Below are 24864 nucleotides of genomic sequence, written 5' to 3' on the forward strand. Positions count from 1 at the left end.
CGGGCTAGCGCGCGCGGTCTCCGAGCGCGGCGAGGACCTTCGGGAGCTCTCGGCTCCTCACGCCGAGCCAGCTGCCGATCTCGTTCGGGGTCTCCTGCTCGCGCAGTCTCGCCAACACGCGCTCGACGACATCCACTCTCACGACGCGCGGGCCGAGCGGAAGAAAACCGACTGCGAGATACGACTCGAACGGCACGTCCTTCAGACGTGCTGTCGAGACGACCCCTCTCATCGGCGCTCTCGGCTCTTTCGTGCCGCGATACACACGCACCAGGAGCGCTCTCAGTCTCAGCGCTTCGGCGCTCAGCAATCCACGCGCGAACACGGTGCGCGATCCGATCACGACGCCGCGCTTGTCGAGCGCCGTGCGATCCTCGTCGCTCAGCGCCGCGATCTCGCCCTTCGCGCGCTCGACGTCCAGCGTCCCGAGCCCGCGCTCGAGCTGCCACAGGACGCCTCGCACCAATCCTTCGGCGTCGTGCGACGCGATCGGCCGCAGCAGCTCGCTGACCAGGTCGCGCCCGTAGGCCGCCATCCTCCGCTCGATGCGCGATCTCGCGCCGGCGCCGATTGTGTCGTCGACCGTCAGCACCACCCTCGGCGACAGCAGATCGCGGCCCGCGACCAGCTTCCCGAGCTCTTCGTCGCCCCACGACACCACACCTGCGTCGTCGATCTGGAACGCGTCGTGGGGTGCCTCGACGATTCGCGCGACCCGGCTCTCTCGGTCGCGCTCCTCGGCGCGGCGCACGTCGTCGAGCATGTCGCCGATCTGCGCGAAGAAGCCGCCTTTTCGCGCGGCTTCTTCGGTCCGCGGGATCGACATCGCGCGCGGCGCGCGCGCGACGAAGCGCTCGACCAGGCGCTCGTGCAGCGCGTCGCCGAGGCGGTCCTCGACCTCTCGCGCGCGCTCCTCGAGGCTGCCGTCGATCCACTCGCGCTGGTGGCTCACGTACGTCCACACGCGGATCGCGGCGAGCCTCGCGGTGAGCTCGTCGATCTCGCCCTCGACGCGATCGATGCGCTGCACGTGGCGATCGACCCAACCGGGATCGAGGCGGCCGCGCTCGACGAGCGTGACGAAGATCTCCTCGAGCAACGAGGCGTGATCGAGGATCGTGAGCTTGCGGTAGTCGGGGATCTGGCAGACGTCCCAGAGCAAGCGCACCACGTCCTCGCCGATCGCGCGCTCGCGCACCCGCGGGCGATCCGCGAGCGTGCGCAGCACGTCGAAGTCGTCGGCCTGCTCGACGCGCGTGAACACCGGGTGCGGCGCCGCGGTCGAGAGCGACGCGAGCAGCGTGTCGATCGACGCGAAGTCGAGCTCGGGGCTGCGCCACACCAGCCGCGTGACCGGCGGGAAACGATGCTCCTCGAGCCGCGCGACGAGCTTCTCCGAGAAGCCGGGCAGAGGATTGAGCGTGCCGAACGTGCCGTCGCGCTGATAGCGACCGGCGCGCCCCGCGATCTGGCCGAGCTCGGCGGGCTCGAGCGGGCGGTGCTCGCGGCCGTCGAACTTCTCGACCGCCGCGAACGCGACGTGATCGACGTCGAGGTTGAGGCCCATGCCGATCGCGTCGGTGGCGACGAGATACTGCACCTCGCGCGCTTCGTAGAGCGCGACCTGCGCGTTGCGGGTGCGCGGCGAGAGCGCGCCGAGCACGACCGCGACGCCGCCCTTCTTCTGCCGCATGCGCGCGGCGAGGTCGTAGACCTCGGCCGCGCTGAACGCGACGATCGCGCTGCGCGGCGGCAGCCCTCCGAGCCCGCTGCGCCCGGCATGTCGCAGCGCCGAGAGGCGCGCCTGTCGCTCGAGGCGCGCGCCGGGCAGGAGCTCGCGGAGGATGGGCGCCATCGTGTCGGCGCCCAGCAGCCACGTCTCGCGGGTGCCGCGCGCGTGGAGCAGTCGATCGGTGAAGACGTGGCCGCGCTCGCGATGCGCGGCGAGCTGCACCTCGTCGATCGCGAGGAAGTGCACGGGACGATCGAGCGGCATCGCCTCGACGGTGCACACCCAGTAGCGCGGCGCGCGCGGGACGCGCTTCTCCTCGCCGGTGACGAGCGCGACCTGACTCTCGCCGACCGCGCGGGTGACGCGGTCGTAGACCTCGCGCGCGAGCAGGCGCAGCGGCAGGCCGATCATGCCGCTCTCGTGCTCGAGCATCCGCGTGACCGCGCGGTGCGTCTTGCCGGTGTTCGTGGGGCCGAGCGCGAGGACCAGCGTCGTGTCGAGATCGTGCGCCGAAGCGCCCATCACGAACGAACGTTAGCAGCCCTCGCGCTCGGGATGACGATCACTCGACGAAGGGGGCGAAGCCTCCGTAGATCATGCGCTTGGCGTCGAACGGGTAGGTCTCGGGCGGGCTCTTCATGCGCGGGTCGGCCATCACCTTCGCGTTCACCTCGTCGCGGTGCTCGCGCGAGCGGTAGACGATCCACGAGAAGATCACGATCTCGTCGTCCTTCAGCTGCACGCTCCGCGGGAACGACGTGAGCTCGCCGAACGGCACGTCGTCGGCGATCCACTCGCGGTAGTCGAGCGCGCCGTACTCCTTCCACACGTCGCGCGCGAGCGTGGCGAGCTTGCGGTACTCGTCGAGCTTGTGCTTCGGCACCGGGACCACGAATCCGTCGACGTAGCTCATCGGGAGATCCTCCGTTTCCCTGTTGGACGGCGGGCGACGGAGGATCTCATCGGTCCCGGATCACGTTCCGTCGAACGCGGTCGCCCGCGCGACCGGCTCGGCGCGCTCGACGTCGGCAGCGATGCGCGCGAGCTTCGCGCGGATGCCGTCGATCGCGTCGCCTCCCAGCGGCAGGCGCAGCGGGATGTCTCCCTCGACCTGCACCGCGTCGACGATCGCGCGCGCGGCCTTGTCGGGGTCGCCCGCCTGCGCCCCGGCGACGCTCGCGCTCCACGTGCGGATCGCGCCGACGGTCGGAGCGTACTCATCCATCGCGGGCATCTGGCGGAACGCGGTGCCGAAGAGCGAGGTGCGGAACGCGCCGGGCTCGACGATCACGACCCGCACGCCGAAGGGCTGCACCTCGGCGGCGAGGCTCTCGGAGAGCGCTTCGACCGCGTGCTTCGCCGCGCAGTACGGCCCGAATCCGGGCGCGGTCGTGATGCCGCCGACGCTCGTGATCTGCACGACGGTGCCGCGGCCGCGCGCGCGCATCGAGGGCAGCACCTCGCGGGTGAGGGCGACCGGCGCGAAGAAGAGCACCTCCATCGCGGCGCGCACCTCGTCGTCGCTGGTCTCCTCGACCGCGCCGAGGATGCTGTAGCCCGCATTGTTCACCAGCACGTCGATCGCACCGAAGCGCGCCAGCGCCTCGGACACGACGCGCGTGCGCTGCTCGTGGCGCGTGACGTCGAGCTCGCTGACCAGCACCCGATCGGGCGCGCTGCGCGCGAGATCGGCGAGCGCGTCGGTGCGACGTGCGGTGGCGACGACGCGATCGCCGCGGCGGAGCGCTTCTTCGACGATCGAGCGACCGAAGCCCGAGGATGCACCGGTGACGAGCCAGACCCTGTCCGTGTCGTTCATGCGGTGTTCCTACGCCGTGTCGCTCCGCGCCGGTACGGGACGAATCTGCATTCGTCGTGAAGAATCTCTAATGAATGGCGGACGACCTCTCGGGCCTGATCGCGTTCCTCGCGGTCGCGGACAAGCGGAGCTTCACGGCGGCGGCAGCGGAGCTGCGCGTCACGCCTTCGGCGGTGAGCCAGACGATCCGAGCGCTCGAGGAGCGCGTCGGGGTGCGCCTCGTGCAGCGCACCACGCGCAGCGTCGGGCTGACCGAAGCGGGCGACCGATTCGCGCAGCGGCTGCGCCCGGCGCTGAGCGGGGTGCACGAGGCGTTCGAGTCGCTCGACGAGCTGCGGGGAAAGCCCACGGGCACGCTGCGGCTGAACGTGCCGCGCCTCGGGTGGTCGGTGCTGATCGAGCCGCTCCTCGCGAGGTTCATGGCGCAGCATCCCGAGCTGCGCGTGGAGATCGCGATCGACGACGCCTTCGTCGACATCGTGTCGCGCGGATTCGATGCGGGGATCCGGATCGGCGAGATGCTCGATCGCGAGATGGTCGCGGTGCCGATCTCGCCGCCGCTGCGCATGGCGATCGTCGCGTCGCCGTCGTACTTCGCGACGCACCCGCGGCCCAAGCATCCGCGGGATCTCCTCGCGCACGACTGCATCAACTACCGGAGCATCGCGAGCGGTGCGATCCGGCCCTGGGACCTGGTCCAGGACGGGCGGGACCTCGCGATCGCGGTCGATGGTCGCCTCGTCACCAACGACAGCGACCTGATGCTGCGCGCGGCGCTCGACGGGATCGGTGTCGCGTACCTGATGGAAGACCAGACGCGGGACGCGATCGCGAAGAAGCAGCTGGTGCGCGTGCTCGAGCGCTTCTGCCCGACGTTCCCCGGCTACTATCTCTACTACCCGAGCCGGAAGCAGCTCGCGCCGAAGCTCGCAGCGTTCGTGCAGTTCCTCAGATCGGCGCGGCGGGGAGCTTCGCGTCCTCGCCCGACACGCGCTCCGGCGGGGCCATGAACTCGGGCCCGACGGGATCGCGCACCGCGCTCGCGAGGGTCCGATCGATCGCGGCGAGCGCCTCGGCGTCGAGCTTCCAGCCCATCACGTCGAGCACCGGCGAGAGCTCGCTCGGGTGGCGCGCGCCCCAGAGCGCGACCGACACGCCGGGCTGATCGAGCGCCCAGCGGATCGCGAGCGCGAGCACGCCGCGCTGGTAGCGGCGCTTCGCGTACTCGTCGAGCTCGCGGACCGCACTGCAGTACTGCGCGATCCGCGGCGGCATGAACTTGGGGTCGACCTTGCGGAGATCGTCGCCCTCGAACTTCGTGCGCTCGTCGATGGTGCCGGTGAGCAGACCACGGCAGAGCGCGCCGTAGGTGAGCGTCGCGACGCCGCGATCACGGCACCACGGGATGATGTCGCGCAGCGCCTCGCGCTCGAAGATGTTGAGCGGAGGCTGCGCCGCGCCGAGCGGCGTGACCGCGTGGAAGCGCTCCATCGCGGGGATCGGGAAGTTCGACACCGCGACGCCGCGGATCTTCCCCGCCTTCTGCAGCTCGCCGAGCACCTCGGCCGTCTCCTCGTAGGGCGTGTCGAGGTCCGGCCAGTGCACGAAGTAGAGATCGATGTAGTCGGTGCGCAGCCGCGCGAGCGAGTGCTCGACCTCGGTGCGGATCACGTCGCGCCGCGAGTTCCGGAAGAGCTTGTCGCCGCGTCGCTCGAGGCCTCCCTTCGTCGAGATGACGACACGATCGCGCCCGCCGTACTCCGCGATCGCGCGGCCCACGACCTCCTCGGAGTGGCCGAATCCGTAGGCCGGCGCGGTGTCGATCAGGTTGATGCCGAGATCGAGCGCTGCGTGGATCGTGCGCACCGATTCGTCGTCGTCGGTGCCGCCCCACTGATAGCCGCCCATCGCCCAAGTCCCGAGGCCGATGCGGCTCGCCGCGATCGGCACGCCTCGAATGTCGACGTACTCCATGCGTCGCCGGCGCAGCGAGCGGCATACCAGTGCGCGATCGAGATCCGCGCGGCGCATCGCACGTCGTCGCGACGACCTCCGTCGCACGCGCGACGTGCGGGCGCGGCGCGCTGCCTCGTGATTCCGCGCGCCGCTGCCGCGATCTCCGCGCGCTGCGGTGTGCTCGGCGCGTGCATGTGACGAGCCGTGATGATCGAACGAATGCTGTTGCTCGGAGCCTCCGGGGATCTCACGAGCCGCTTGCTGATGCCGGCGATCGCCGAGCTCGCCGAGGCGAAGCTGCTGCCGCCGCAGCTCACGATCGTGGGCTCGGCGAGGACCGCCTGGTCGACGGCGGAGTTCCGCCAGCACATCGCGACGCAGCTCGCGCGGCACTCGAGGGTCGCCGCGTCGACGCGCGACGACGTCGTGAGCAGGCTCGACTACCAGGCGACCGACGTGACGCGCGCGGAGGACGTCCGCCGGCTGGTCGGAGGCCCCGAGCGTCCGGGCACGCTCGTGTATCTCGCGCTGGCGCCCTCCCTCATCGAGCCGGTGCTGCACGCGCTCGCGAGCGCGAAGCTCGGCCCGTCCGACGCGGTCGCGATCGAGAAGCCGTTCGGCGTCGATCTCGCGTCGGCGCGACGGCTCAACGGCGTGCTGCGGTGCGAGCTGCCCGAGCCGACGGTCTTCCGGATCGATCACTTCCTCTCCGACGAGCTCGTGCGTCGTGTGAGCGCGCTGCGATTCCTCAATCGGATCTTCGAGCCGGTGTGGAACGCGACGCACGTCGAGCGAGTCGACGTCTCGTGGCTCGAGAGCCTGACCCTCGAAGGGCGCGCCGGGTACTACGACCACGCGGGCGCGCTGAGGGACATGGTGCAGAGCCATCTGATGGAGGTGATGGCGCTCGTCGTGATGGAAGAGCCGTCGCGCTCCGACGCAGCGTCGTATCGCGCCGCGCGGCTCGAGGCGCTGCGCGCGGTGGCGACTCCGACGATCGACGAGATCCGATCCCGGACGCTGCGCGCGCGGTACACCGCGGGCGCCATCGGCACGCGGCGCGTGCCCTCGTACGTCGACGAGCCCGGGGTCGATGCGCGCCACGGGACCGAGACGTACGCATCGCTGACGCTCGCGGTCGAGAGCATGCGGTGGAGCGGCGTCCCGTTCACGCTGCGCTCGGGCAAGGCGTTCGCGACGAGCTCGGCGGAGATCGCGATCCACTTCCGCGCGCTGCCTCGCTACGTCGTCGAGGCGTGGCCCGGCGTGGAGCCGAACTCGCTGCGCCTCGGCCTCACCGAGCCCTACGTGCGACTGGCCACGACGCTCAACGGCCCCGACCGCGTCGCGGAGAGCCGCGCGCTCGAGCTCTGCGCATCGCCGCCGCGACGATCGGTGTACGCGAACCTGATCCTCGACATGCTGCGCGGAGATCCCGCGCTGTTCATCCTCGGCGAAGAGGCCGAGGAGGCGTGGCGGGTGATCGACCCGGTGATCCAGGCGTGGCATGCGAGCGAGGTGCCGATGCGCGAGTACGCGGCGGGCGCGCCGGCGCCGCCGAGCGGCGAGCGGAGACGGCCGACCACGATCAGCGTCGCGACGCAGGCTCCGTGATCGTCGTCAGCGCGCGCGCAGCTCGAGACCACGGTCGCGGAGCAACGCGTCGAGGCGCGTGAGATCGGCCTCGGGATCGCAGCTCACGGAGACACCGCCGTCCGCGTGCACGAACGCGGTGCCGCCGATGCGCGGCAGGAGCACGGTCCACCCGCCGTCGTCGTCGTCGTGGAAGACCGACTGCGCGCCGGGATCGAGGGCGAGCAGAACATCGTGGGTCACGCGCGCGTCGGCGAGCCAGTCGTCCTCGTCGCCCTCGTTGTTCGTCGGGTCGTACATGCGGTGCACCTGGCCTTCGAGCGGCTCGGCGTAGCGGACGGGGCTGGGCGCGGCGAGCTCACCGCTCTCGCAGAGCCACGCGAGCGTGTGGGTGAGATCCCCGGGGATGCGCGCGACCACGTGGTGATGGCGAGGAAGCACGAAGAGCGCATCGGGGCGCTGGGGATCGAGGACGATCTCGTCGCCCTGCGTGGTGTCGCCGAGAACGATGCAGCGCTGGGCGCGATCGCGATCGAGCTCGTCGGTCGTCCAGAGCCAGTACGCGTCGACGCGGACGCGCCACTCGGCGAGCTCGTCGGCGATGCGGCGCGGCGGGTAGATCCGCACGAGGTCGCACTCGAGCGCGGCGCCGAAGCGCGTGACGTACTCGCGATAGCCGCGCGGGAGCGTGACGCCGAGCGCGCGTTCGGCCGCGTCGACGTCGCTCGGTGCGACCCCGGCATCGGCGCGACCGAGCCAGCGGATCGCCGTGATCGGCGCGGGATGCGCGGGAGGCGGCGACCACGTTCGTGAAGCGCGCTTCGGGCGCTCGCGCTCGCGGAACGAGAGACTCTGCTCGAACGCGGTCGCGAGATCGGCAGGAGACATCGACTTCGCTCCGGTCGCGCTCGAGCCACTGACCTCGAGCCGCAGCTTCCCGTCGCGCCCGCGGAACAGCTCGAGGCACGCGATCGCCGGCCCAGGCATCCCGCGCATCGCCGTCGTGGCGGCGCCGTACACGACCCAGCCCTCACCGAGCTCCGTCACGCCCACGAACCTCGCGTCTCCAGGCAGCAGATCGCGCGCGTCCTCGCGCAACGTCGACGGCAGCAGCACGTGCTCGCGAGCAGCGTCGAGATCCCGCCTCGCCATCGCTTCTCGAAACCGGGCGACGGTCGCTTCGACCTCTTCTCTCAGCTCCATCGAGCGCGAGCATGCGCGGCCACGCACTCCGATCAAGCGACCCTGCGAATCGCGCCCGACGCGCGGCGTTTCGGCGCTACGCTTCCGCCCGCTGCATGGCTGCCTACATCCACCCCACCGCGATCGTCGACGACGGCGCCGAGCTCGGCGACGGCACCAAGGTCTGGCACTTCGTCCACGTCTCCACCGCGGCGCGCATCGGCGCGCGCTGCTCGCTCGGACAGAACGTCTTCGTCGGGCGCGGCGTGCGCATCGGCAACGGCGTGAAGATCCAGAACAACGTCTCGGTGTACGAGGGCGTCGAGATCGCCGACGACGTGTTCCTCGGTCCGAGCTGCGTGTTCACCAACGTGAACGAGCCGCGCGCGTTCGTGGAGCGCAAGAGCGAGTACCGCGCGACGAAGGTCTCGCGCGGCGCGAGCATCGGCGCCAACGCGACGATCGTTTGTGGTCATACGATCGGCGAGTACGCGTTCGTCGCGGCGGGCGCGGTGGTGACGAACGACGTGCCCGCCTACGCGCTGGTCGCGGGCGTGCCCGCGCGACGCATGGGCTGGGTGAGCCGGCTCGGTCGCCGCCTGCGCGGCGAGGGCGTCGTGACCTGCCCCGAGAGCGGCGAGCGATATCGCATCGAAGGAGAGCGCTGCGTGCCCCTGACCTCCGAAGAGAACGACACGAGCCCGATCCCGCTGCTGGATCTCACCGCGCAGAACGGGCCTCTGCTCCCCGAGATCCGCGTCGCGATGGATCGCGTGATCGCGAAGAACGCGTTCATCCTCGGCGCCGAGGTCGAGCAGTTCGAGAAGGAGGTCGCGAAGCACATCGGCGTCGCGCACGCGCTCGGGGTGTCGAGCGGCACCGACGCGCTGCTGCTCGCGCTGATGGCGCTCGACGTGGGGCAGGGCGACGAGGTCGTGACCACGCCGTACTCGTTCTTCGCGACGGCCGGGTGTGTCGCGCGGCTCGGCGCGAAGCCGGTGTTCGTCGACGTCGATCCCCGCACGATGAACATGGACGTCGCGCAGGCGCGCGCGGCGATCACTCCGCGCACCAAGGCGATCCTGCCGGTGCACCTCTTCGGTCAGCCTTGTGATCCCGAGGCGCTCGCCGCGCTCGGTCGCGAGACGAACATCCCGATCATCGAGGACGCGGCGCAGGCGATCGGCGCGACGACGAAGCTCGGCCCGGTCGGTGGGCTCGGCGCGGTCGGATGCTTCTCGTTCTTCCCGAGCAAGAACCTCGGCGCGTTCGGCGACGCGGGGCTCGTGACGACGAACGACGCGGCGCTCGCCGAGAAGATGAAGCGCCTGCGCGCGCACGGCGCGCACCCGAAGTACTTCCACGCGCTGATCGGCGGGAACTTCCGGCTCGACGCGATCCAGGCCGCGGTGCTGCGCGTGAAGCTGCCGCACCTCTCGGGATGGACCGAAGGACGTCGCGCGAACGCGGGGCTCTACGATCGTCTGTTCGCGGAAGCGGGGCTGCCTTCGGCCGCGCTGCGCACGCCGGCGCGCGTCGAGAGCGGGCACATCTACAACCAGTACGTGATCCGCACCGCGCACCGTGACGCGCTGAAGAAGCACCTCGGCGAGAGCGGGATCGCGACCGAGATCTACTACCCGCGCCCGCTGCACCTGCAGGAGTGCTTCGCGTACCTCGGCCACGCGAAGGGCGCGTTCCCGGAGTCGGAGCGCGCGGCGGACGACTCGCTCGCGCTGCCGGTCTACGGCGAGCTCGGCGAGTCGCGGGTGCGGCGCATCGCGCGCACCGTGATCGACTTCTTGAAGGGCCGCGGATGAAGTCGCGCGTCGTCGCGATCGCGATCGTGATCGCGACGGCGCGCGTGATCGCGCACGCCCAGGAGAGCGAGCCCCCGGTCGTCGAGACGATCGAGGGCGAGAGCGCGGGCAGCGCGCTGCAGCGCGCTGTGATCGAGCGATGGGCGCGCCTCTCGGCGCTGCGCATCCGTCACGGCGAGAACCACGCCGACGTCCTGCGCGAGCGCGCGGCGTTGCGCGAGGCGATCGCCGGGCTGCGGAGATCGCGCGTGCGTGTCGATCGCGTCGCGGTCGCGCGATGGATCCGCGAGCGCATCGCCGAGGTCGACGCGCGCCTCGGCGAGCTGTCGACGAGCTGCTCGTCGGGACACCCCGACGTGCGCACCGGTCAGGCGCGTCGCGACGCGCTCGACGAAGCGCTGACGACGATCGAGCGCCGCGGGATGTTCGTGCCGACGCTCGCGCTCTGACGCCCGGGTGGCACGACTCGACGCACTCGATTCCCCGAGAAAACCGCACGGCACGGCCCTCGCACTCGGTGCGCGAGGAGGTGCGTTCGTGCTCGAGACGCTTCGCGTGGCGCCGCTGGCCCTCGTGCTCGCTGCGTGTGGTGGCAGCGGTGGTGAGGGCCCCGAGCCCGGGCCGTACGACGGCGGTCCACCTCCCGCGACCTGCGACGATCTCTTCGAGGGCGAGCCCGCGCTCGAGCTCGAGATCGGTCGCATCGCGGACGGCGCGTTCACGCGCTGGTCGGACGGGGACGAGATCCCGTTCGTGTGGGGACCGCAGGGCGGCACGATGATCGTGCCGAGCGTGCGCGCGGATCTCGCGCTCGATCCCGACGACGACACACCCTGCGTGTCGGTGGAGATCGCGAACCTCGAGCCTGCGGGAGGCACGGCGTTCGAGGGGTTCCGTGGTGCGACGTTCGCGCTCACCGGCTCGCACCAGGACGGGCGAGTCGTGGTGCAGGACGTGTTCGATCAGCTCGGATGGATCGAGATCCCGCGCGACACGCCGCTCGAGCTCGAGGTCGTGGTGCGCGGACGTCGCGCTGCAGCGCGCGGTCGTGTCGCGCTGACGATCGTGCCGCCGGGCATGGCGATCCCGCCAGAGTGCGAGGCGCTTCCGGTGACCGGCACGGGGTGTCGCTATCGCGTGGTGCCCGCGACCGCGCGCGTGGTGCGCATCGGGCCCGCGTCCGAGGGCCCGGGGCAGTGCCCCGCGGCGAGCGACGCGCGGTTCGTCGAGACCGAGGTCACGATCCGGCCGGAGTACGCCGCGTGCTCGACGACCACGACGGTTCCGGGCTCGGCGCGCATCGCCGGTCAGTACCTCCCGTCCACCGCGTGCCTCGAGAGCCTCGGTGTGGTCGACGGCTCGACGATCGACGCGGAGCTCCACGTGATCTTCGCGGGCACGTGCTCGCCGCTCATCGAGCGCGTCACCGGGCTCGACGCGTGCCTCGAGGCGTGCGTCGGGACGCCGTGATCTGCGGCGCACCGTGAATCGCTTCGGGGTGGGCCTCGTCGCAGGCGCGAAGTCGGGTGCGCACACGGAGGTCCGTCTTGAGAGCGAAATCGTGGGGGGTGCTGGTGTTGGCGATCGCGTTGTCGGTCGCGGCATGCGGGCGACGCGGCGTGGTGACGGGCGAGGTGACGGCGGGCGGCGAGGTGGTGGTGTTCACGCCCGCGCCGACCGTGATGATGCTGAGCGGCGTGACCGACGGCGCAGCGGTGCGCACCGCGGTGGCGAGCGCGCTGAGCGCGCGGAGCTGGACGCTCGAGAGCGACGACGGAACGCAGGTCGTCGCGCGCCTCCAGCATCGACGCACGACGCTGCGCGTCGTGGTGCAGTACGCGACGTCGCAGGTGTCGATCCAGTACCTCGACTCCGCGGGGCTGGAGATCGAGAGCCCGTCGGTCTCGCGCCGCTACGAGGGGTACATGCGGCAGCTCACCGAGCAGATCGAGGGCGAGCTCGCGCGCCCTGCGCGAGAGGCGCAGGAGGCGATCGCGCGCGCGCAGGAAGAGCAGCTGCGGCGTGAGCGCGAGGCGCGCGAGGCCGAGGAGCGAGAGCGCGACCGTCAGATGCAGGAGCGCCTCGAGCGCGAGCGTCTCGCGACGGCCCGCGCACAGGCGGAGGCCGATGCGGAGCGTGCGCGCGCCGCGCAGGCGCAGGCGCGCGTCGAGGGTGGCGTGCACGTCGTCGTCGGTCGTCTCTCGTTCGACCCGCGACAGGCGTCGGGCGTGATGGGCGCGGTCGCGCTGCAGCCGGGCTTCGGGCCCGATCCCTACGCGGTGCCGGGCCAGGCCGGCGGCCCGGTGCGCGCCGACCAGCTCGGGCTGCCGAGCGCTTGCCCCGGTTGGTTCCAGGGCGCGCCGCAGCACACGATCGTGCTGCGCAGCGACATGCCGTACCTGCGCTTCGAGGCTCCGTCGAACGGCGACGCGACGCTCGCGATCGTCGCGCCCGACGGCAACGTGTGGTGCGACGACGACGGCGCGGGCAACCTCGTGCCGCGCATCGAAGGTTGGTTCCCCGCGGGCGTGTACCAGGTCTACGTCGGCAACTATCGCGGCGGCGAGATCGCGACGTACTCGCTGACGATGTCGCAGCGCTCCGCGTCGAGCGTGGTGGTGACGCCGCCTCCGCCGCGCCCCGGCGTCGTCGTGGTGACGCCTCCTCCGCCGCGCCCCGGCGTCGTGGTCGTGGCGCCGGCGCCCGACTGCCGCACGACGCTGCTCGAGCTCGGCCACTCGTCGACGTCGCTGATGTTCTGCGATGGAGCCGAGCCGCAGTGCGCGGACGCGCTGCTGCGCGCGGGGCACTCGCCGACGTCGCTGCAGTTCTGTCAGGGCGTCGAGCCGCGCTGCGCGGTGACGATGATGCGCAGCGGTCGGAGCCCCACCGAGCTCATGCACTGCCAGTGAGGTACGCGTCGATCCACGACGCGACCGAGGGCACGCGCGCGCCCGCGAAGTCGTCGTAGAAGCCGTAGGGATCGACGAGCACCGCGTCGATCCCCGCGGCGTTCGCGCCCTCGACGTCGACGCCGGGGATGTCGCCGAGATAGACGGTCTCGTGCGCCGCGATGTCGAGGCGCGAGAGCGCGCGCCGGAAGATCTCGGGGTCCGGCTTCCGAACGCCCTCGTGGTGCGAGTCCACGATCGTCTCGAAGAGATGCGCGAGCCCGACGTGCGCGAGGAGCTCGGGCAGGCGTCCCTCGGAGTTCGACACGATCGCGAGGCGCACGCCCGCGGCGCGGATGCGATCGAGCGCGGGCGCCAGATCCGCGGGCACGCTGCGCCAGAGGTTGAGCCGATCGTGGGAGCGCCGCAGCGGCGCGATCATCGCGCGTGCGAGCGCACGATCGAGGCCGCCTTCCTCGAGCAGCGTCGCGAGGTAGAGGCCCCAGCCCTCCTCGTGCGACACGCCCTCGCGCAGCAGCGCCTCGTAGCGGCGCTTGGCGCGCCCCTCGACCTCGCGCAGGCGCGCGGGATCGACGTGGTGGCCTTCGACGCGAACGACGTCGGCCACTCCGTGCATGTCGAGGAACGCGATCGTGTTGCCGACGTCGAGCAGCAGGACGCGGAGCATGGTCGCGCAGATCTACGCGATCATGCGTCGCTCACAAGAGCGAGATGAGCCGGCGCGCGCGCTCGTCGGCGGCCTCGAGCAGGCTCGCCGCTTCGTCCGTCGGGATGCGCAGGCGCTCCACGAGCTCACCGACGATCTTCTTCTCCTGCTCGCTCTGCTGACCGTCGATGTACGTGAGGATCACCGCGTGCTGCAGGAGCACACGACGATCGGAGGCCGAGAGATCCGTGAGCGGCACGTCGTCGAGCGTGCGCTGCGTCTTGGCGTACTCGCGGATCGCGTCGCGGTCCGCACCCTGGATCTCGAACGAGTCGAGCAGGGCCTCGATGACCTCGCTCTCCTCGCCCTCGACACGCCCGTCCGCCCACGCGACCGCGACGAGCGACTTGAGCATGGCCTCCTGGTAGTCCTGCATCCGCGTTCTCCCCGTGTGCTCGCGGAGGCTATCACGCGCCCGCGGAGAGAAAGGAGGCCGAGCACGCCCGTCGGGGATTGGGGTGGAGGTGACGGGCGCGCCCGACCTGGCTGGACGCGAACTGCACCGTCCAGCGCGAAGTCGTAAGTTCAACTTCCAACATTTGGCGCGGAAAGTCAAACGCCCGCGGGTGGCGGCGGCTCAGCGCACCGGCTCGATCGCGCGCAGCGCGATCTTCTCGAGCGCGCGCCCGAACGCGTCGTGCGCCGGCTTGCCCGCGAGCCTGCGCTTGGCCTCGACGTAGTCCGGGAAGTACCGCAGCCGCTTCGGCGTGGTGCGATAGGTCGCGCGCAGCAGCGGGATCGAGCGCTCGAACATCGCCTTCTCGCGCGCGCCGAACGGCAGCTCGAGCTGCTCGCGCAGCCGCGCCGGCAAGAGCCCCGCGGTGAACACGCGGTACCACGCGAGGAACGGCGCAGCGCTCGGTCGCGGCGGCCGCAGCAGGAAGTGACGCATCTCGAGCGCGGGGCGACCGACCGTGATCACGTCGCTCGCCATCATCGCGCGCACGTACTCCTCGAACTCGCCGAACGTGCGCGGCATGACGCGCTCGGGGATGCCGAAGAGCCCCGCGAAGAGGCGCGACTCCGCGTAGTAGCGCTCCTTCTCCTCGCGCGTGAGCGGCGCCACGCCGAGCTCGTAGAGCATCACCGCGGTGTCGACGAGCGTCGCGTGCACCCAGAAGAGCGCCTCGGGATCGTTCGCGTGATAACGATGCCCCTCGCGGAACGCGCCGACGTCCTCGCGGATCGGGCCCTTGATGCCGGTGTGGATGCGGTGCACGCGACGCGCGCTCTCGATCGCGTGATCGAGATCGCCGAACACCATCGCGAACACGTGCATGAACGTGCGGCGGAAGCGCCCGACCGGATCGCGCTGGGTGTCCGAGTGCTGAGCGACCGCGTGCGCGACGTAGGGATGCGCGAGCTGCAGCAGCGCCGCGCGTCCCCCGCCCAGCATGATGATCCCCTCGCGGTTGATCCTCCACGAGATCGATCCCGGCCCGTAGATGCCGGCGCGCGGATCGCGGGTGCGGCTGCGGACCTCGGCGATGCGTCGCTCGAGCTCGTCTCGCGTGACCGTCGCTTCCGTCATCGCTCACCTCGTCGCTGGAGGAGGATCGTGCGCGAACCGAATTCTAACGTGCTATCTCGCCCCCCGCATGACCGCCGTCATCTTCGACCTCGACGGGACGCTGATCGACAGCCTCGCGGACATCGCCGCGTCGCTCAACCACGCGCTCGCGGAGTCCGGTCTGCCGACGCACACGATCGACGAGGTGCGCGGCCTCGTGGGCTACGGCGCGTCGGAGCTCGTGCGTGGCGCGCTGCCCCCCGAGCATCGCGATGCGCTCTCCACGGACGTGCTCGCGCGCTACCGCGCGCGGTATCGATCGCACCTGATCGTGGAGACGCGCCCCTACGACGGCATCGTCGAGGTGCTCGAGGCGCTCGAGGCGCGCGGCATCGCGAAGGCGGTGCTCACGAACAAGCCGCACTCGGCGTCGGTCGAGATCGTCGAGCGCCTCTTCCCGCGCTTCCGCTTCGACGTCGTGCTCGGGCAGAAGGACGGCATCCCGCACAAGCCCGATCCCGCCGGCGCGCTCGAGATCGCGAGCACGCTCGGCCTCTCGCCCGCGTCGATGATGATCGTCGGCGACGGCGACACCGACATGCGCACCGCGCGCAGCGCGGGGATGCTCGCGGTGGGCTGTCTCTGGGGGTTCCGTGATCGTGCGGAGCTCGAGGGCGCGGGCGCGCAGCACCTGATCGCGCACCCGCGCGAGCTCCTGCCGATCATCGACTCTCGCAGCTGACGGGACGCGCGCCCGGCGCGCGCACCCGCGGGGCCTCGGGATCGAAGAACGCGCGCGACGCGAGCGTCTGTCCGCGCATCGCGCGCAGTGCCTCGGCCATCGCCTCGCGGATCGGCGGGTCGTCCTCGATCGTCAGCGCGCTCGGATCGCGCTCGCGGATCGCGGCGAACGCTCCGTCGCCGCCGCTCACCAGGAAGTCGCTCGCGAGCACGTCGAGCACCTCGGCGTCGCGGATGCGCCGGCCATCGCGGGTGAGCGACACGACGAGCTCTCCGCGCACGCAGCGCGCCTCCGCGCGCACGCCGCCGAGCGAGAGATAGCCGCCGCCGCGCGCGAGGTTCTGCGCGATCATCGCCGCGAGCTCGGACGCGCGCATGCGCACCATCGCGAACCGGTTGTCGAACGGGAACGCCTCGTAGAGCGCGCCGTAGCGCAGCGGTCCCGCGGGCAGATCGGCGCGCAGCCCACCGCCGTTGATGATCGCGGCGTCGGCGTCGGGGCGCGCGCGCAGCATCAGATCGACGAAGAGGTTCCCGAGCGCGCTCTCGCTGCCGTACTGCTTCGCGAACGGCTCGGTGAGCGTCGGGCCGAGCTCGTCGTGGCGCTGGCTGTCGGCGCGCGCGAGCGAGGGCGCGATGACCTCGGCGACGCGCGCATCGCTCACGACCGGCGCGCCTTCGTAGTCGCCGGGCGCGCACGCCGCGAGATCGCCCTCGGGGCTCGCGCCCTCGGCGCCGCAGAGGCGCTGCGGCGGCATCACACGCACGTCGACGACGCGCCCGCTCGCGCGATCGACGACGAGATCCACGCGCCCGAACGCGATGCCGTACGAGTACGCCTCGATGATCGGGATCCCGTTCACGCGGTGCGCGACCGCCTGGTGGGTGTGCCCGCCGACGATCGCGTCGACGGTGCCCGGCGTCAGCGCGCGCGCGACCTCGAAGATCTCCTCGGTGGGATCGCAGCTCGAGAGATCGTCGGGATCGTCGAAGCGCTCGCAGTGCCCGCCCGCGTGCGCGGTGACCACGACCATCGCCGCGCCTCGCGCGCGCAGCGCCTGCGCCTCGGCGGTGATCGCGTCGGCGAGCGGGCGCATCGCGAGGTCCGCGACGTTCGTCGCGATCGTCGTGGTGAGCGTCTGCTCGGTGGTCACGCCGATCACGCCGATCGAGAGCCCGGCGCGCTCGAGCAGCACCGAGGGCAGACCGAGCTCGGCGCGCGCCCCGCCCTCGCGCTGCAGCAGGTTCGCGCTGAGGAAGGGGAACTCCGCCTCCTCGATGCGCGCCCGCAGCGCGCCGCGGGGATCGTCGCCGGGATCGCGCGGCGTCGCGCGGGGACCGATCGGCCCGTAGTCGAACTCGTGGTTGCCGATCGTGACCGCGTCGTAGCCGAGCACCTCGTACGCGCGCACGACGCTCGCGCCCTCTTCGAGGTTCGACTCGAGCGTGCCCTGGAACATGTCGCCGCCGTCGAGGAGCAGCACCGCGCCCCGATCGCGCGTGCGCGCGGCGCGGAGGTTCGCGAGGTAGCCCGCGAAGAGCGGCAGCGCCCGGATGTGCCCGTGCAGATCGTTGGTGCCGACGATCGACATCGTCGCGTGCGGCGGGACCTCGGGCGCGGCCTCCTGCGTCACGACCGCGGGCTCGGTGACGCGCGGGGGCGGTGTTGCGGCACCGCCACACGACGAGAGGAGGAGCGCGAGGATCAGGACGAGCGAACAACGCATCGCGCGGAGCGTAGCGCGCCCGCGGCACGCCTCGGCGCGCGAGGGTGTTGCTGGCTCACCACGGTCACCTCGCGATCACGAGAATTTCGCGGTGGTCTCGCGTTTGCGATGGGCGAGTCCCATGTCGCTTCGCCATTGCTCGGTCCTCGCGCTCGCGCTCGGCGGGTGCACGCCCTTCGCGCTCTCGACCCCAGCGCGCACGCTCCCGCTCGAGAGCTCGGCCACGCTCGAGGAAGGCCAGGGCTCGCTGCAGGTCGCCGGCTCGTACTTCTCCTCGAGCGACGTCGAGGGCGGCAGCGCGTCGCTGCGCGGGCGCGTCGGCGTCGCATCGCAGCTCGAGCTGCAGGGCGAGGGCACGGTCGCGCACATCGACTACGAGGACGAGCGCTCGCCGCTCTACGGCACCGGGCGCATCGGCCTGAAATTCGCGCCGGTCGAGTGGGTCGGGCTGGTCGCGGGCGTGGGCGCGGGAGGGCACTCGTACGGTCCCTTCGTCGCGCCCGACATCGGCGTGATCTTCGCGTACGAGAACCCCTACGTCGTGCCGTGGGGCGCGGCCCGGGGGTTCGTCAGCGTGCCCGTCGATCCGAGCACGGTGCGCGTCACGCGGCCGAACGGCGAGGAGATCGAGGTCTTCGATCTCACGCCGCCGAACACCGCGGGATGGCAGCTCTCCACGGGCATCCGCATCCCGTTCGTCGTCGACCCCGATCCCCTGCGGCCCCGGCGCGGCACGCGCGTCGACTTCCACATCGGCGGCGCGTACACGCGGCTGCACGGGCTCGACGGCGAGAACGAGCTCGGGCTCCTCCAGGTCGAAGCCGGCGTCGAGATCGTGATCGATCCCAGCGTCGGTGCGCGCGCGCCCTCGGAGCTGTGATAGATCGCGGCCCATGCAGCCGTTCCTGGTGGGCGTCGCGGGGGGCACGGGGTCGGGCAAGACCACCGTCGCGCGGAAGATCGCGGGCGCGGTCCCGGCCGAGATGGTCGCGATCCTCGAGCACGACAGCTACTACCTCGATCGTCCCGACCTCACGTACGAGGATCGCTGCCAGCTCAACTTCGATCATCCCGACGCGCTCGAGTCGTCGCTGCTCCTGCACCACGTGCGCGAGCTGAAGCGCGGCCGAGCGGTCGAGATCCCGATGTACGACTTCAAGATCCACCGCCGCAGCCCGTACACGCGGCGCGTGGAGCCCACGACGATCATCGTGGTCGAGGGCATCCTGATCTTCAGCGACCCCGAGCTGCGCGCCGAGCTCGACCTGAAGCTGTTCGTCGACACCGACGCCGACATCCGCGTGCTGCGCCGGGTGCGCCGCGACATGGAGCACCGTGGCCGCAGCTTCGAGGCGGTGCGCGAGCAGTACTACTCGACGGTGCGCCCGATGCACCTGCAGTTCGTGGAGCCGAGCAAGCGCTACGCGGACGTGATCATCCCGGAGGGCGGCGACAACCACGTCGCGCTCGACCTGATCGTCGCGAAGATCCAGTCGGTGCTCGCGAGCCGCGGCCGCATCTGAGCGGCTCCTCGACTCGCCACCCGTCGGCCTGACGGGCCGCCACCCTCCGTCCGTCACCCGCCGTCAGATCGCGGGAAAAACCGCGAGGAAATGTGCGCGGAGGTAGGGCACGTCGATTGCCATGCGATCGGGCACGAAAGGTCCGATCCCATGACTCGCTCGATCCGTCTGCTCGCTCTCGTCCCCGCGCTGCTCGCCTGTCAGGCCGCTCCAGTGGACAAGGGCGCCGAAGAAGACGCGCCGCTCGACGGCGCCGCCGACTCGTTCCGCAACCCGATCGATCACAGCGCGCTCGCGCTCGGTGGCTCGGTGAGCGCGGAGATCACGCGCGACGAGTCGTTCCACGCGTGGACGTTCGAGCTCACCGCGCCGGCGTCGATCGCGCTGCGCACCGAGGGCGCGCGCGAGGTGGACACGATGCTCTACCTCTATCGCGAAGGCGCGCGCGGCTGGGGCTCGTACATCGCGCGCAACGACGACGCGGGCGGCACGCTCTGGTCCGCGCTCTCGCGCGATCTGGTCGCGGGTCGCTATCGCGTGATCGTGAAGGGCTACGACCGCCGGGTGCGCGGCGCGTTCACGCTCGCGAGCGAGTGCAGCGGCGAAGGCTGCCCGCGCGAAGCGGGCGAGTGCCTCTTCGGCACGACGTACCGCCAGCTGCGCGACAGCGCGCTCTTCGAGCCGCTGCTCTCGACCGTCGTGCGCTCTCCCGAGGGCATCTCGAGCGCGCGTGCGGCGCAGATCGTCGCGGCGGTGCGCGTGGCCTACGAGGACGCGAGCGATCTCGCGAGCGCGCTCGAGGCGGTCGATCAGAACGAAGTGAACGTGCTCGAGCTCGCCGAGGTCGCGACCGGGCGTCGCTTCGTCGTGATCGAGTACGGCGCGGGCGACAACTCGTACGGCGCGGTGCTGGTCGGCGACACCAGCGAGATCGCGGCGGAGATCCACGACGGCGATCTCTACGAGTGCGTGGTGCTCGGCGCGCCGGGCGGCGCGCGCATCGGCGCCGACTGCGAGGGCTGGACCGGCAACACCTGCGCGGAGGGCCTGCGCTGCCAGGGCTTCGTGGAAGAGCAGGGCGCAGGTCGCTGCGCGCCCGAGGCGCGGCTCGAGGGCGAGGGCGCGCTCTGCTCGGCAAGCGTCGCGTGCCCCAGCGAGCAGCTGGTGTGCGGCGGCCTGACGCGCGGCGACGAAGGCATCTGCGTGCCCACGTGGCTGCGCGGCTCGTACGGCGAGGGCTACTCGATCGAGATCGGCGACGCCGCGGTGCTCGAGCGCAGCGTGATCGTGTACGGCCTCGCGACGGTCGACGTCGACGTGGAGATCCGCACGCTCATCGATCACCCCCGTCCTTCGGATCTCCGGGTGACGCTCACGAACCCGGTGGGCACCGAGGTCGTGGTGTTCGAGGGCGACGCCGAGCCCGGCTATGTCGAGCTCGACGGATCGGTGCGCGGTTTCTCGGGCGACGAGCAGGTGAACGGCACCTGGACGCTGCGCGTCGCGGATCGCGCGAGCGGCGAGGTCGGCACCCTCGAGCGCTGGGCCATCGACGTCACGTCGCGCTGGGACTGAGGTTTCCCGGGGGGCTCCGCCCCCCTGTCGACCCCCGGCCGCTTCGCGGGCTCGTTGATTCGTTGCGACGAGGAGTGAGCCAGGCTCACTTCTCGTCGCCGAACACCGTGCCCATCGCGCGCGCCGTCTCGACCATCTCGCTCTTCGGATCGACGAGCTTCGGCTCCATGATCGCATCGGCGATCGGCATCGTCACGATCTCGCCGCCGCGCAGCGAGACCATCCTGCCGAAGCCCTTCTCCGCGACGAGCTCCGCCGCCGCGCGCCCGAAGCGCGTCGCGAGGTTGCGATCGAAGCTCGAGGGCGTGCCGCCGCGCTGGATGTGCCCGAGCACCGTCACGCGGATGTCCGCGCTCACGTAGTCCCGCAGCCCTTCCGCGACGCGCTGCGCCGCGCCCATCAAGCGCGGCATCGCGCCGGCGCGCGTCTCGCCGATGCTCGCCTCGCCGCCGAGCGGCATCGCGCCCTCGCTCACGACGATGATCGAGTACTTCTGCTTCGCCGCGCTGCGCTGCGCGATCATCCTCGCGATCGCCTCGATGCGATACGGGATCTCGGGGATGAGGATCGCGTCCGCGCCGCCCGCGAGCCCGGCGTGCAGCGCGATCCATCCGGCGTGGCGCCCCATCACCTCGACGAGCATCACGCGATCGTGGCTCGCCGCGGTGTCGCTCAATCGATCGATCGCCTCGGTCGCGATGCCGACCGCGGTGTCGAACCCGAACGTCTGATCGGTCGCGCCGAGATCGTTGTCGATCGTCTTCGGCACGCCGACGATCGCCATGCCCTTCTCGAAGAAGCGCTGCGCGATCTTCATCGAGCCGTCGCCGCCGACCGAGATGATCGCGCCGAGCCCCATCTTGCGCATGTTCTCCATGACGCGATCGGAGATGTCGGTCTCGATCTCCTTGCCGCTCTCGCTCTTCACGACGTAGCGGAAGGGATCGCCGCGGTTCGAGGTGCCGAGGATCGTGCCGCCGCGCGTCTGGATCCCGCGCACGTCCATCTCGGTGAGCCACCGATTGCCGTGCGGCGACTGGTACCCGAGGTCGACGAGGCCGTGGAACGCGTCCTCGATGCCGAGCATCTCGAAGCCGTGCCGGCCGATCCCCGTCTTCACCGCGGCGCGGATGACCGCGTTGAGCCCCGGACAGTCGCCGCCGCCCGTCAGAATGCCGACCTTCATCGAGGCGAGCATATAGAACGCGCCGTGGTATGTGACCGGCGCCATGGCGACCCGCCGCAAACGACCGGCACCGACGCCCTCTCCGCCCGAGCTCGAGACCACGGGCGACGACGAGATCGCGCCCGTCGCCGCCGACGAGATCCGCGTCCGCCGGATCCACCGCCGCGACCTCAACCGGGTGTGGGAGTTCCTGAAGCTCGTCTTCCGCGACGTGAACCGTCAGACGCTCGAGTACCAGCGCCCGCGCAGCAAGCAGCGCTTCATCGAGCAGTACGAAGAGGAAGGCATCGAGCAGCTCGTGTTCGAGGTCGACGGGGAGATCGTCGGCTACGCGGAGTGCGCGTTCGAGGTCACCGGCTCCGACAACTGGATCAACCCGCGCTTCTTCGAGTCGCGCGACATGCGCCCGCTCTTCGTCGAGGAGCTCGCGTCGCACCCGAGCTATCAAGGGCGCGGCGTCGGCATGTTCATGCTCGAGCAGCTGCAGCACCTCGCGCGCGTGCGCGGCTGCACGCACCTCGTGCTCGAGGTCGCGGAGAACAACGACTCGGCGCTGAAGTTCTATCGCAAGCGCAACTTCTACAAGCTCGATGCCGCGATCTTCCTGGCGCAGAAGGTCGAGAGCGAGCCCGAGCTGCTCCCGCCGCGGAGGCTGCAGAAGAAGCGCGACGAGGACGAGCCCGAGGACGGCGAGAACGGCCCGGCGGAAGCGGGCTGAACGCACTTCGAAAATCGGCTCGCCCGCTCAGGGCCTCCCGTCCGCGTGCTCCGCGCGCTCCCTGCGCCGGCGAGCACTCCAGCTGAAGTGCGTCTCCCGATGCACGCGTCGTGTCTCCCCCGGAACACGACGCGCGCGGCGTGCCGCCGGATTCCCGAACGGATTCGCGAGCTCCCGGCGTGGCCACGTGCTTGCGACGACGCCTCCTCGGAGGGTCGGTCATGCGCACGGTGCTTCGCCTCGGTGTCTTCCTCGCGGTGCTCTCGAACGTCTCGGCTCCAGTGGCGCACGCGATCGTGCTGCGCGACGCGACGCAGACGACGACGAGCGACGCGTTCGCCGAGGTGATGGGCGAGCACGAGACGACGTTCCTCGTCGACCGCGCGCACGCGGGCCGCGCGCACAACGTCGCGCTCGCGGCGTCGCTGCTCGACGGCGTGGTGCTGGCGCCGGGCGCGGAGCTCTCGTTCAACGATCGCGTCGGGCCGCGCACGCTCGAGGCGGGGTTCCGCGAGGCGCCCGAGCTGCACGACGGTCATCTCCACGAGGGCGTCGGTGGTGGCGTCTGTCAGGTCGCGACGACGCTGCACATCGCGTCGCTCCGCGCGGGGCTCGAGATCGTCGAGCATCGCGCGCACAGCATCCCGCTCTCGTACGCGCCGGCGGGGCTCGACGCGACGGTGTCGTACGGGCGCATCGACTTCCGGGTGCGCAATCCGTACGCGCACGCGGTGCGGGTGCGCGCGGTCGCGGTCGAGGGCGAGCTGGTGGTGCGCATCGAGGGCGCGCAGGCGCACGTGCCCGCGGAGGTCGAGGCGACGGTGGTGCGCACGATCGAGCGCAGCGAGACGCGGGTGGTGGACGCGGCGCTCGAGAACGGCGCGCGTGTGGTGCAGGACCGGGGGCGCGACGGCGTGGTGGTGCGGGTGCGCGCGACGAGCGCGGACGGCACGCAGGTGGAGCGCACGGTGCGCTACGGCGCGTCGGCCCGCGTGGTGCGCGTCGGCGCGTGATCAGGTGCGGTCGGCGGCGAGCGTTCAGGTGCGGTCGGCGGCGAGCGCGGTGTTCGCGGCGCGGCTCTCGCGGGCGCCGCGATCGAGCAGCAGCAGCACGCCGCCGACGAGCGCGGGGACCTGACCCGTCACGTAGCCGAGCAGCGCGACGAGCACCGCGTCGCTGGTGGCAACGCCCGCGCCCGCGAGCAGCATCACCGCGACGCCCTCGCGCACGCCGACGCCCCCGATCGAGAGCGGCAGCAGGATCGCGATGGTGATCGCGTTGCCGACCGCGAGCAGCGTGGTGGTCGAGGCCGCGACGCCGAGCGACGCGCCGGTGGCGGCGAACACCGCGGAGATCGCGAGGTGGGTGACGATCCCGAGCACGAGCGCCGACGCGATGCGCGGAGCCGAGAGCTGCTGCGCCGCGAGCGCCTCCGCGATCTTCTCGACCCGACCGCGGATGGCCCGGGGGGCGATGCCGGCGAGGGCACGGGTGCGGGCCGGCGACGCCAGGAGGAACAGGCCGAGCATCGAGCCCGCGGCGATCGCGAGGGCGAGCGGCAGCGCGCTCGGACCGAGGCGATCGAGGGCGCCGAGCGGGGCGAGCACCGCGCACACCGCGGCCATGCCGACGAGGCCGAAGAGCTTCTCGACGAGGATCACGCCCGCGCTGCCCGGCATGTCACCGGTGCGGCGCGCGACGTCGTAGGCGCGCCATCCGTCGAGCCCGGCGGTCGAGGGCGTGAACGCCCCGATGAAGCGCCCGATCAGGAACGAGCGCAGCAGCCAGGGCGCGGGCTGGCCCAGGCCCCGCGCGTCGAGCAGCACGCGCCACCGGGCGACGCCCGAGAGCACCGCCGCGAAGTGCAGGGCGACCGCGACCACGAGGGGAAGCGCCGCGAGCTGCCCGATACGCTCACCGAGCGCGTCCATGCCCTCGCGCTCGGCGATCGTCATCACGAGCCAGCCGAGGAGGCCGATCGAGATGGCCGCCTTCACGGCGAGCAGCAGCCGAGCGCGCTTCTGCATGGAGCCCCCTCGCTACCTGCCGGGCTCCAGCGGGTCAAGCTCTCGTCGTGTGCCACGGCGTGTCGAGCGCGAGGAGGCACGGCGGGCTCGGTGGCACGGAAACCGACCGTGGTTGAGATCTTCGCGGGAAATCAGGG

Annotated in this window: 23 protein-coding genes; 12 read left to right on the top strand and 11 right to left on the bottom strand. The window is 71.4% G+C overall.

All coding sequences use genetic code 11. From position 1 onward, the window contains the following. Positions 1–4 precede the first annotated feature (4 nt). Genes I5071_RS43210 through I5071_RS43220 form a run of 3 tightly spaced genes read right to left on the bottom strand, consistent with a single transcriptional unit; the run spans position 5 to position 3551 of the window. Positions 5–2254, bottom strand: a complete 2250-nt coding sequence (locus tag I5071_RS43210; protein ID WP_236519255.1) for a helicase-related protein — start codon at positions 2252–2254, stop codon at positions 5–7. 40 nt (positions 2255–2294) lie between these two features. Beyond that, positions 2295–2645, bottom strand: coding sequence for a DUF1428 domain-containing protein (locus tag I5071_RS43215; protein ID WP_236519256.1), 351 nt, complete (start codon positions 2643–2645; stop codon positions 2295–2297). Between the two features lie 60 nt (positions 2646–2705). After that, the gene (locus tag I5071_RS43220) at positions 2706–3551 is read right to left on the bottom strand and encodes an SDR family NAD(P)-dependent oxidoreductase (RefSeq protein ID WP_236519257.1); all 846 of its coding nucleotides are present in this window, start codon (positions 3549–3551) and stop codon (positions 2706–2708) included. 74 nt (positions 3552–3625) lie between these two features. Between I5071_RS43220 and I5071_RS43225 the strand changes: the two genes are divergently transcribed. Next, entirely contained in the window at positions 3626–4561 is a 936-nt protein-coding gene (locus tag I5071_RS43225) for a LysR family transcriptional regulator (protein WP_236519258.1), read from the top strand. Here the strand turns inward: I5071_RS43225 and I5071_RS43230 are convergent. Then, complete coding sequence (locus tag I5071_RS43230; RefSeq protein WP_236607731.1) at positions 4500–5525, bottom strand: aldo/keto reductase; 1026 nt, start codon at positions 5523–5525, stop codon at positions 4500–4502. The genes I5071_RS43225 and I5071_RS43230 overlap by 62 nt on opposite strands. A gap of 201 nt (positions 5526–5726) precedes the next feature. On the opposite strand from I5071_RS43230, the gene I5071_RS43235 reads away from it, so the two are divergent. After that, the gene (locus tag I5071_RS43235) at positions 5727–7121 is read left to right on the top strand and encodes a glucose-6-phosphate dehydrogenase (protein WP_236519259.1); all 1395 of its coding nucleotides are present in this window, start codon (positions 5727–5729) and stop codon (positions 7119–7121) included. Between the two features lie 6 nt (positions 7122–7127). On the opposite strand, the gene I5071_RS43240 is transcribed toward I5071_RS43235, so the two are convergent. Then, entirely contained in the window at positions 7128–8252 is a 1125-nt protein-coding gene (locus I5071_RS43240) for an SMI1/KNR4 family protein (RefSeq protein ID WP_236519260.1), read from the bottom strand. A gap of 146 nt (positions 8253–8398) precedes the next feature. On the opposite strand from I5071_RS43240, the gene I5071_RS46920 reads away from it, so the two are divergent. The 4 genes from I5071_RS46920 (at position 8399) to I5071_RS43265 (ending at position 13014) form a co-directional block, all read left to right on the top strand. Further along, entirely contained in the window at positions 8399–10102 is a 1704-nt protein-coding gene (locus I5071_RS46920; protein WP_329611120.1) for a DegT/DnrJ/EryC1/StrS family aminotransferase, read from the top strand. Next, on the top strand, positions 10099–10551 hold the full coding sequence (locus tag I5071_RS43255) for a hypothetical protein (RefSeq protein WP_236519261.1): 453 nt from the start codon (positions 10099–10101) through the stop codon (positions 10549–10551). The genes I5071_RS46920 and I5071_RS43255 overlap by 4 nt, the downstream gene beginning before the upstream one ends. An 88-nt stretch (positions 10552–10639) precedes the next feature. Then, positions 10640–11572: a hypothetical protein gene (locus tag I5071_RS43260; RefSeq protein WP_236519262.1), complete on the top strand. Its 933-nt coding sequence runs from the start codon at positions 10640–10642 to the stop codon at positions 11570–11572. A 77-nt stretch (positions 11573–11649) separates the two neighbouring features. Beyond that, complete coding sequence (locus I5071_RS43265) at positions 11650–13014, top strand: hypothetical protein (RefSeq protein WP_236519263.1); 1365 nt, start codon at positions 11650–11652, stop codon at positions 13012–13014. Here I5071_RS43265 and I5071_RS43270 read toward each other — a convergent pair. From I5071_RS43270 to I5071_RS43280, 3 genes are all read right to left on the bottom strand, one after another. Then, the gene (locus tag I5071_RS43270) at positions 12998–13681 is read right to left on the bottom strand and encodes an HAD family hydrolase (RefSeq protein ID WP_236519264.1); all 684 of its coding nucleotides are present in this window, start codon (positions 13679–13681) and stop codon (positions 12998–13000) included. The genes I5071_RS43265 and I5071_RS43270 overlap by 17 nt on opposite strands. Positions 13682–13712: 31 nt before the next feature. Beyond that, complete coding sequence (locus tag I5071_RS43275; protein WP_236519265.1) at positions 13713–14096, bottom strand: TerB family tellurite resistance protein; 384 nt, start codon at positions 14094–14096, stop codon at positions 13713–13715. 201 nt (positions 14097–14297) lie between these two features. Beyond that, entirely contained in the window at positions 14298–15251 is a 954-nt protein-coding gene (locus I5071_RS43280; protein WP_236519266.1) for an oxygenase MpaB family protein, read from the bottom strand. Between the two features lie 67 nt (positions 15252–15318). Between I5071_RS43280 and I5071_RS43285 the strand changes: the two genes are divergently transcribed. Beyond that, positions 15319–15972: an HAD family hydrolase gene (locus tag I5071_RS43285; RefSeq protein WP_236519267.1), complete on the top strand. Its 654-nt coding sequence runs from the start codon at positions 15319–15321 to the stop codon at positions 15970–15972. On the opposite strand, the gene I5071_RS43290 is transcribed toward I5071_RS43285, so the two are convergent. After that, positions 15953–17698, bottom strand: coding sequence for a bifunctional metallophosphatase/5'-nucleotidase (locus I5071_RS43290; RefSeq protein ID WP_236519268.1), 1746 nt, complete (start codon positions 17696–17698; stop codon positions 15953–15955). The two genes, I5071_RS43285 and I5071_RS43290, sit on opposite strands and share 20 nt — an antisense overlap. A 121-nt stretch (positions 17699–17819) precedes the next feature. Between I5071_RS43290 and I5071_RS43295 the strand changes: the two genes are divergently transcribed. The 3 genes from I5071_RS43295 to I5071_RS43305 all read left to right on the top strand — a co-directional run bounded on the left by I5071_RS43295 (position 17820) and on the right by I5071_RS43305 (position 20796). Then, a complete protein-coding gene (locus I5071_RS43295) occupies positions 17820–18578 on the top strand; it encodes a hypothetical protein (protein WP_236519269.1) in 759 nt (252 codons plus the stop codon). A 13-nt stretch (positions 18579–18591) separates the two neighbouring features. After that, entirely contained in the window at positions 18592–19221 is a 630-nt protein-coding gene (gene udk / locus I5071_RS43300; protein WP_236519270.1) for a uridine kinase, read from the top strand. Positions 19222–19371: 150 nt separating this feature from the next. After that, positions 19372–20796, top strand: a complete 1425-nt coding sequence (locus I5071_RS43305; RefSeq protein ID WP_236519271.1) for a DVUA0089 family protein — start codon at positions 19372–19374, stop codon at positions 20794–20796. A gap of 85 nt (positions 20797–20881) precedes the next feature. Here the strand turns inward: I5071_RS43305 and I5071_RS43310 are convergent, their stop codons facing one another. Further along, positions 20882–21982, bottom strand: a complete 1101-nt coding sequence (locus I5071_RS43310; RefSeq protein ID WP_236519272.1) for a 6-phosphofructokinase — start codon at positions 21980–21982, stop codon at positions 20882–20884. Positions 21983–22025: 43 nt separating this feature from the next. Between I5071_RS43310 and I5071_RS43315 the strand changes: the two genes are divergently transcribed. Both I5071_RS43315 and I5071_RS43320 read left to right on the top strand, forming a co-directional pair. After that, positions 22026–22700, top strand: coding sequence for a GNAT family N-acetyltransferase (locus I5071_RS43315; protein ID WP_236519273.1), 675 nt, complete (start codon positions 22026–22028; stop codon positions 22698–22700). Between the two features lie 221 nt (positions 22701–22921). Then, the gene (locus I5071_RS43320) at positions 22922–23713 is read left to right on the top strand and encodes a VanW family protein (protein WP_236519274.1); all 792 of its coding nucleotides are present in this window, start codon (positions 22922–22924) and stop codon (positions 23711–23713) included. Positions 23714–23737: 24 nt separating this feature from the next. On the opposite strand, the gene I5071_RS43325 is transcribed toward I5071_RS43320, so the two are convergent. After that, entirely contained in the window at positions 23738–24727 is a 990-nt protein-coding gene (locus I5071_RS43325) for a lysylphosphatidylglycerol synthase transmembrane domain-containing protein (RefSeq protein WP_236519275.1), read from the bottom strand. Between the last annotated feature and the right edge of the window lie 137 nt (positions 24728–24864).

This window comes from Sandaracinus amylolyticus (assembly GCF_021631985.1).
In the GTDB taxonomy this organism is placed as follows: domain Bacteria; phylum Myxococcota_A; class Polyangia; order Polyangiales; family Sandaracinaceae; genus Sandaracinus; species Sandaracinus amylolyticus_A.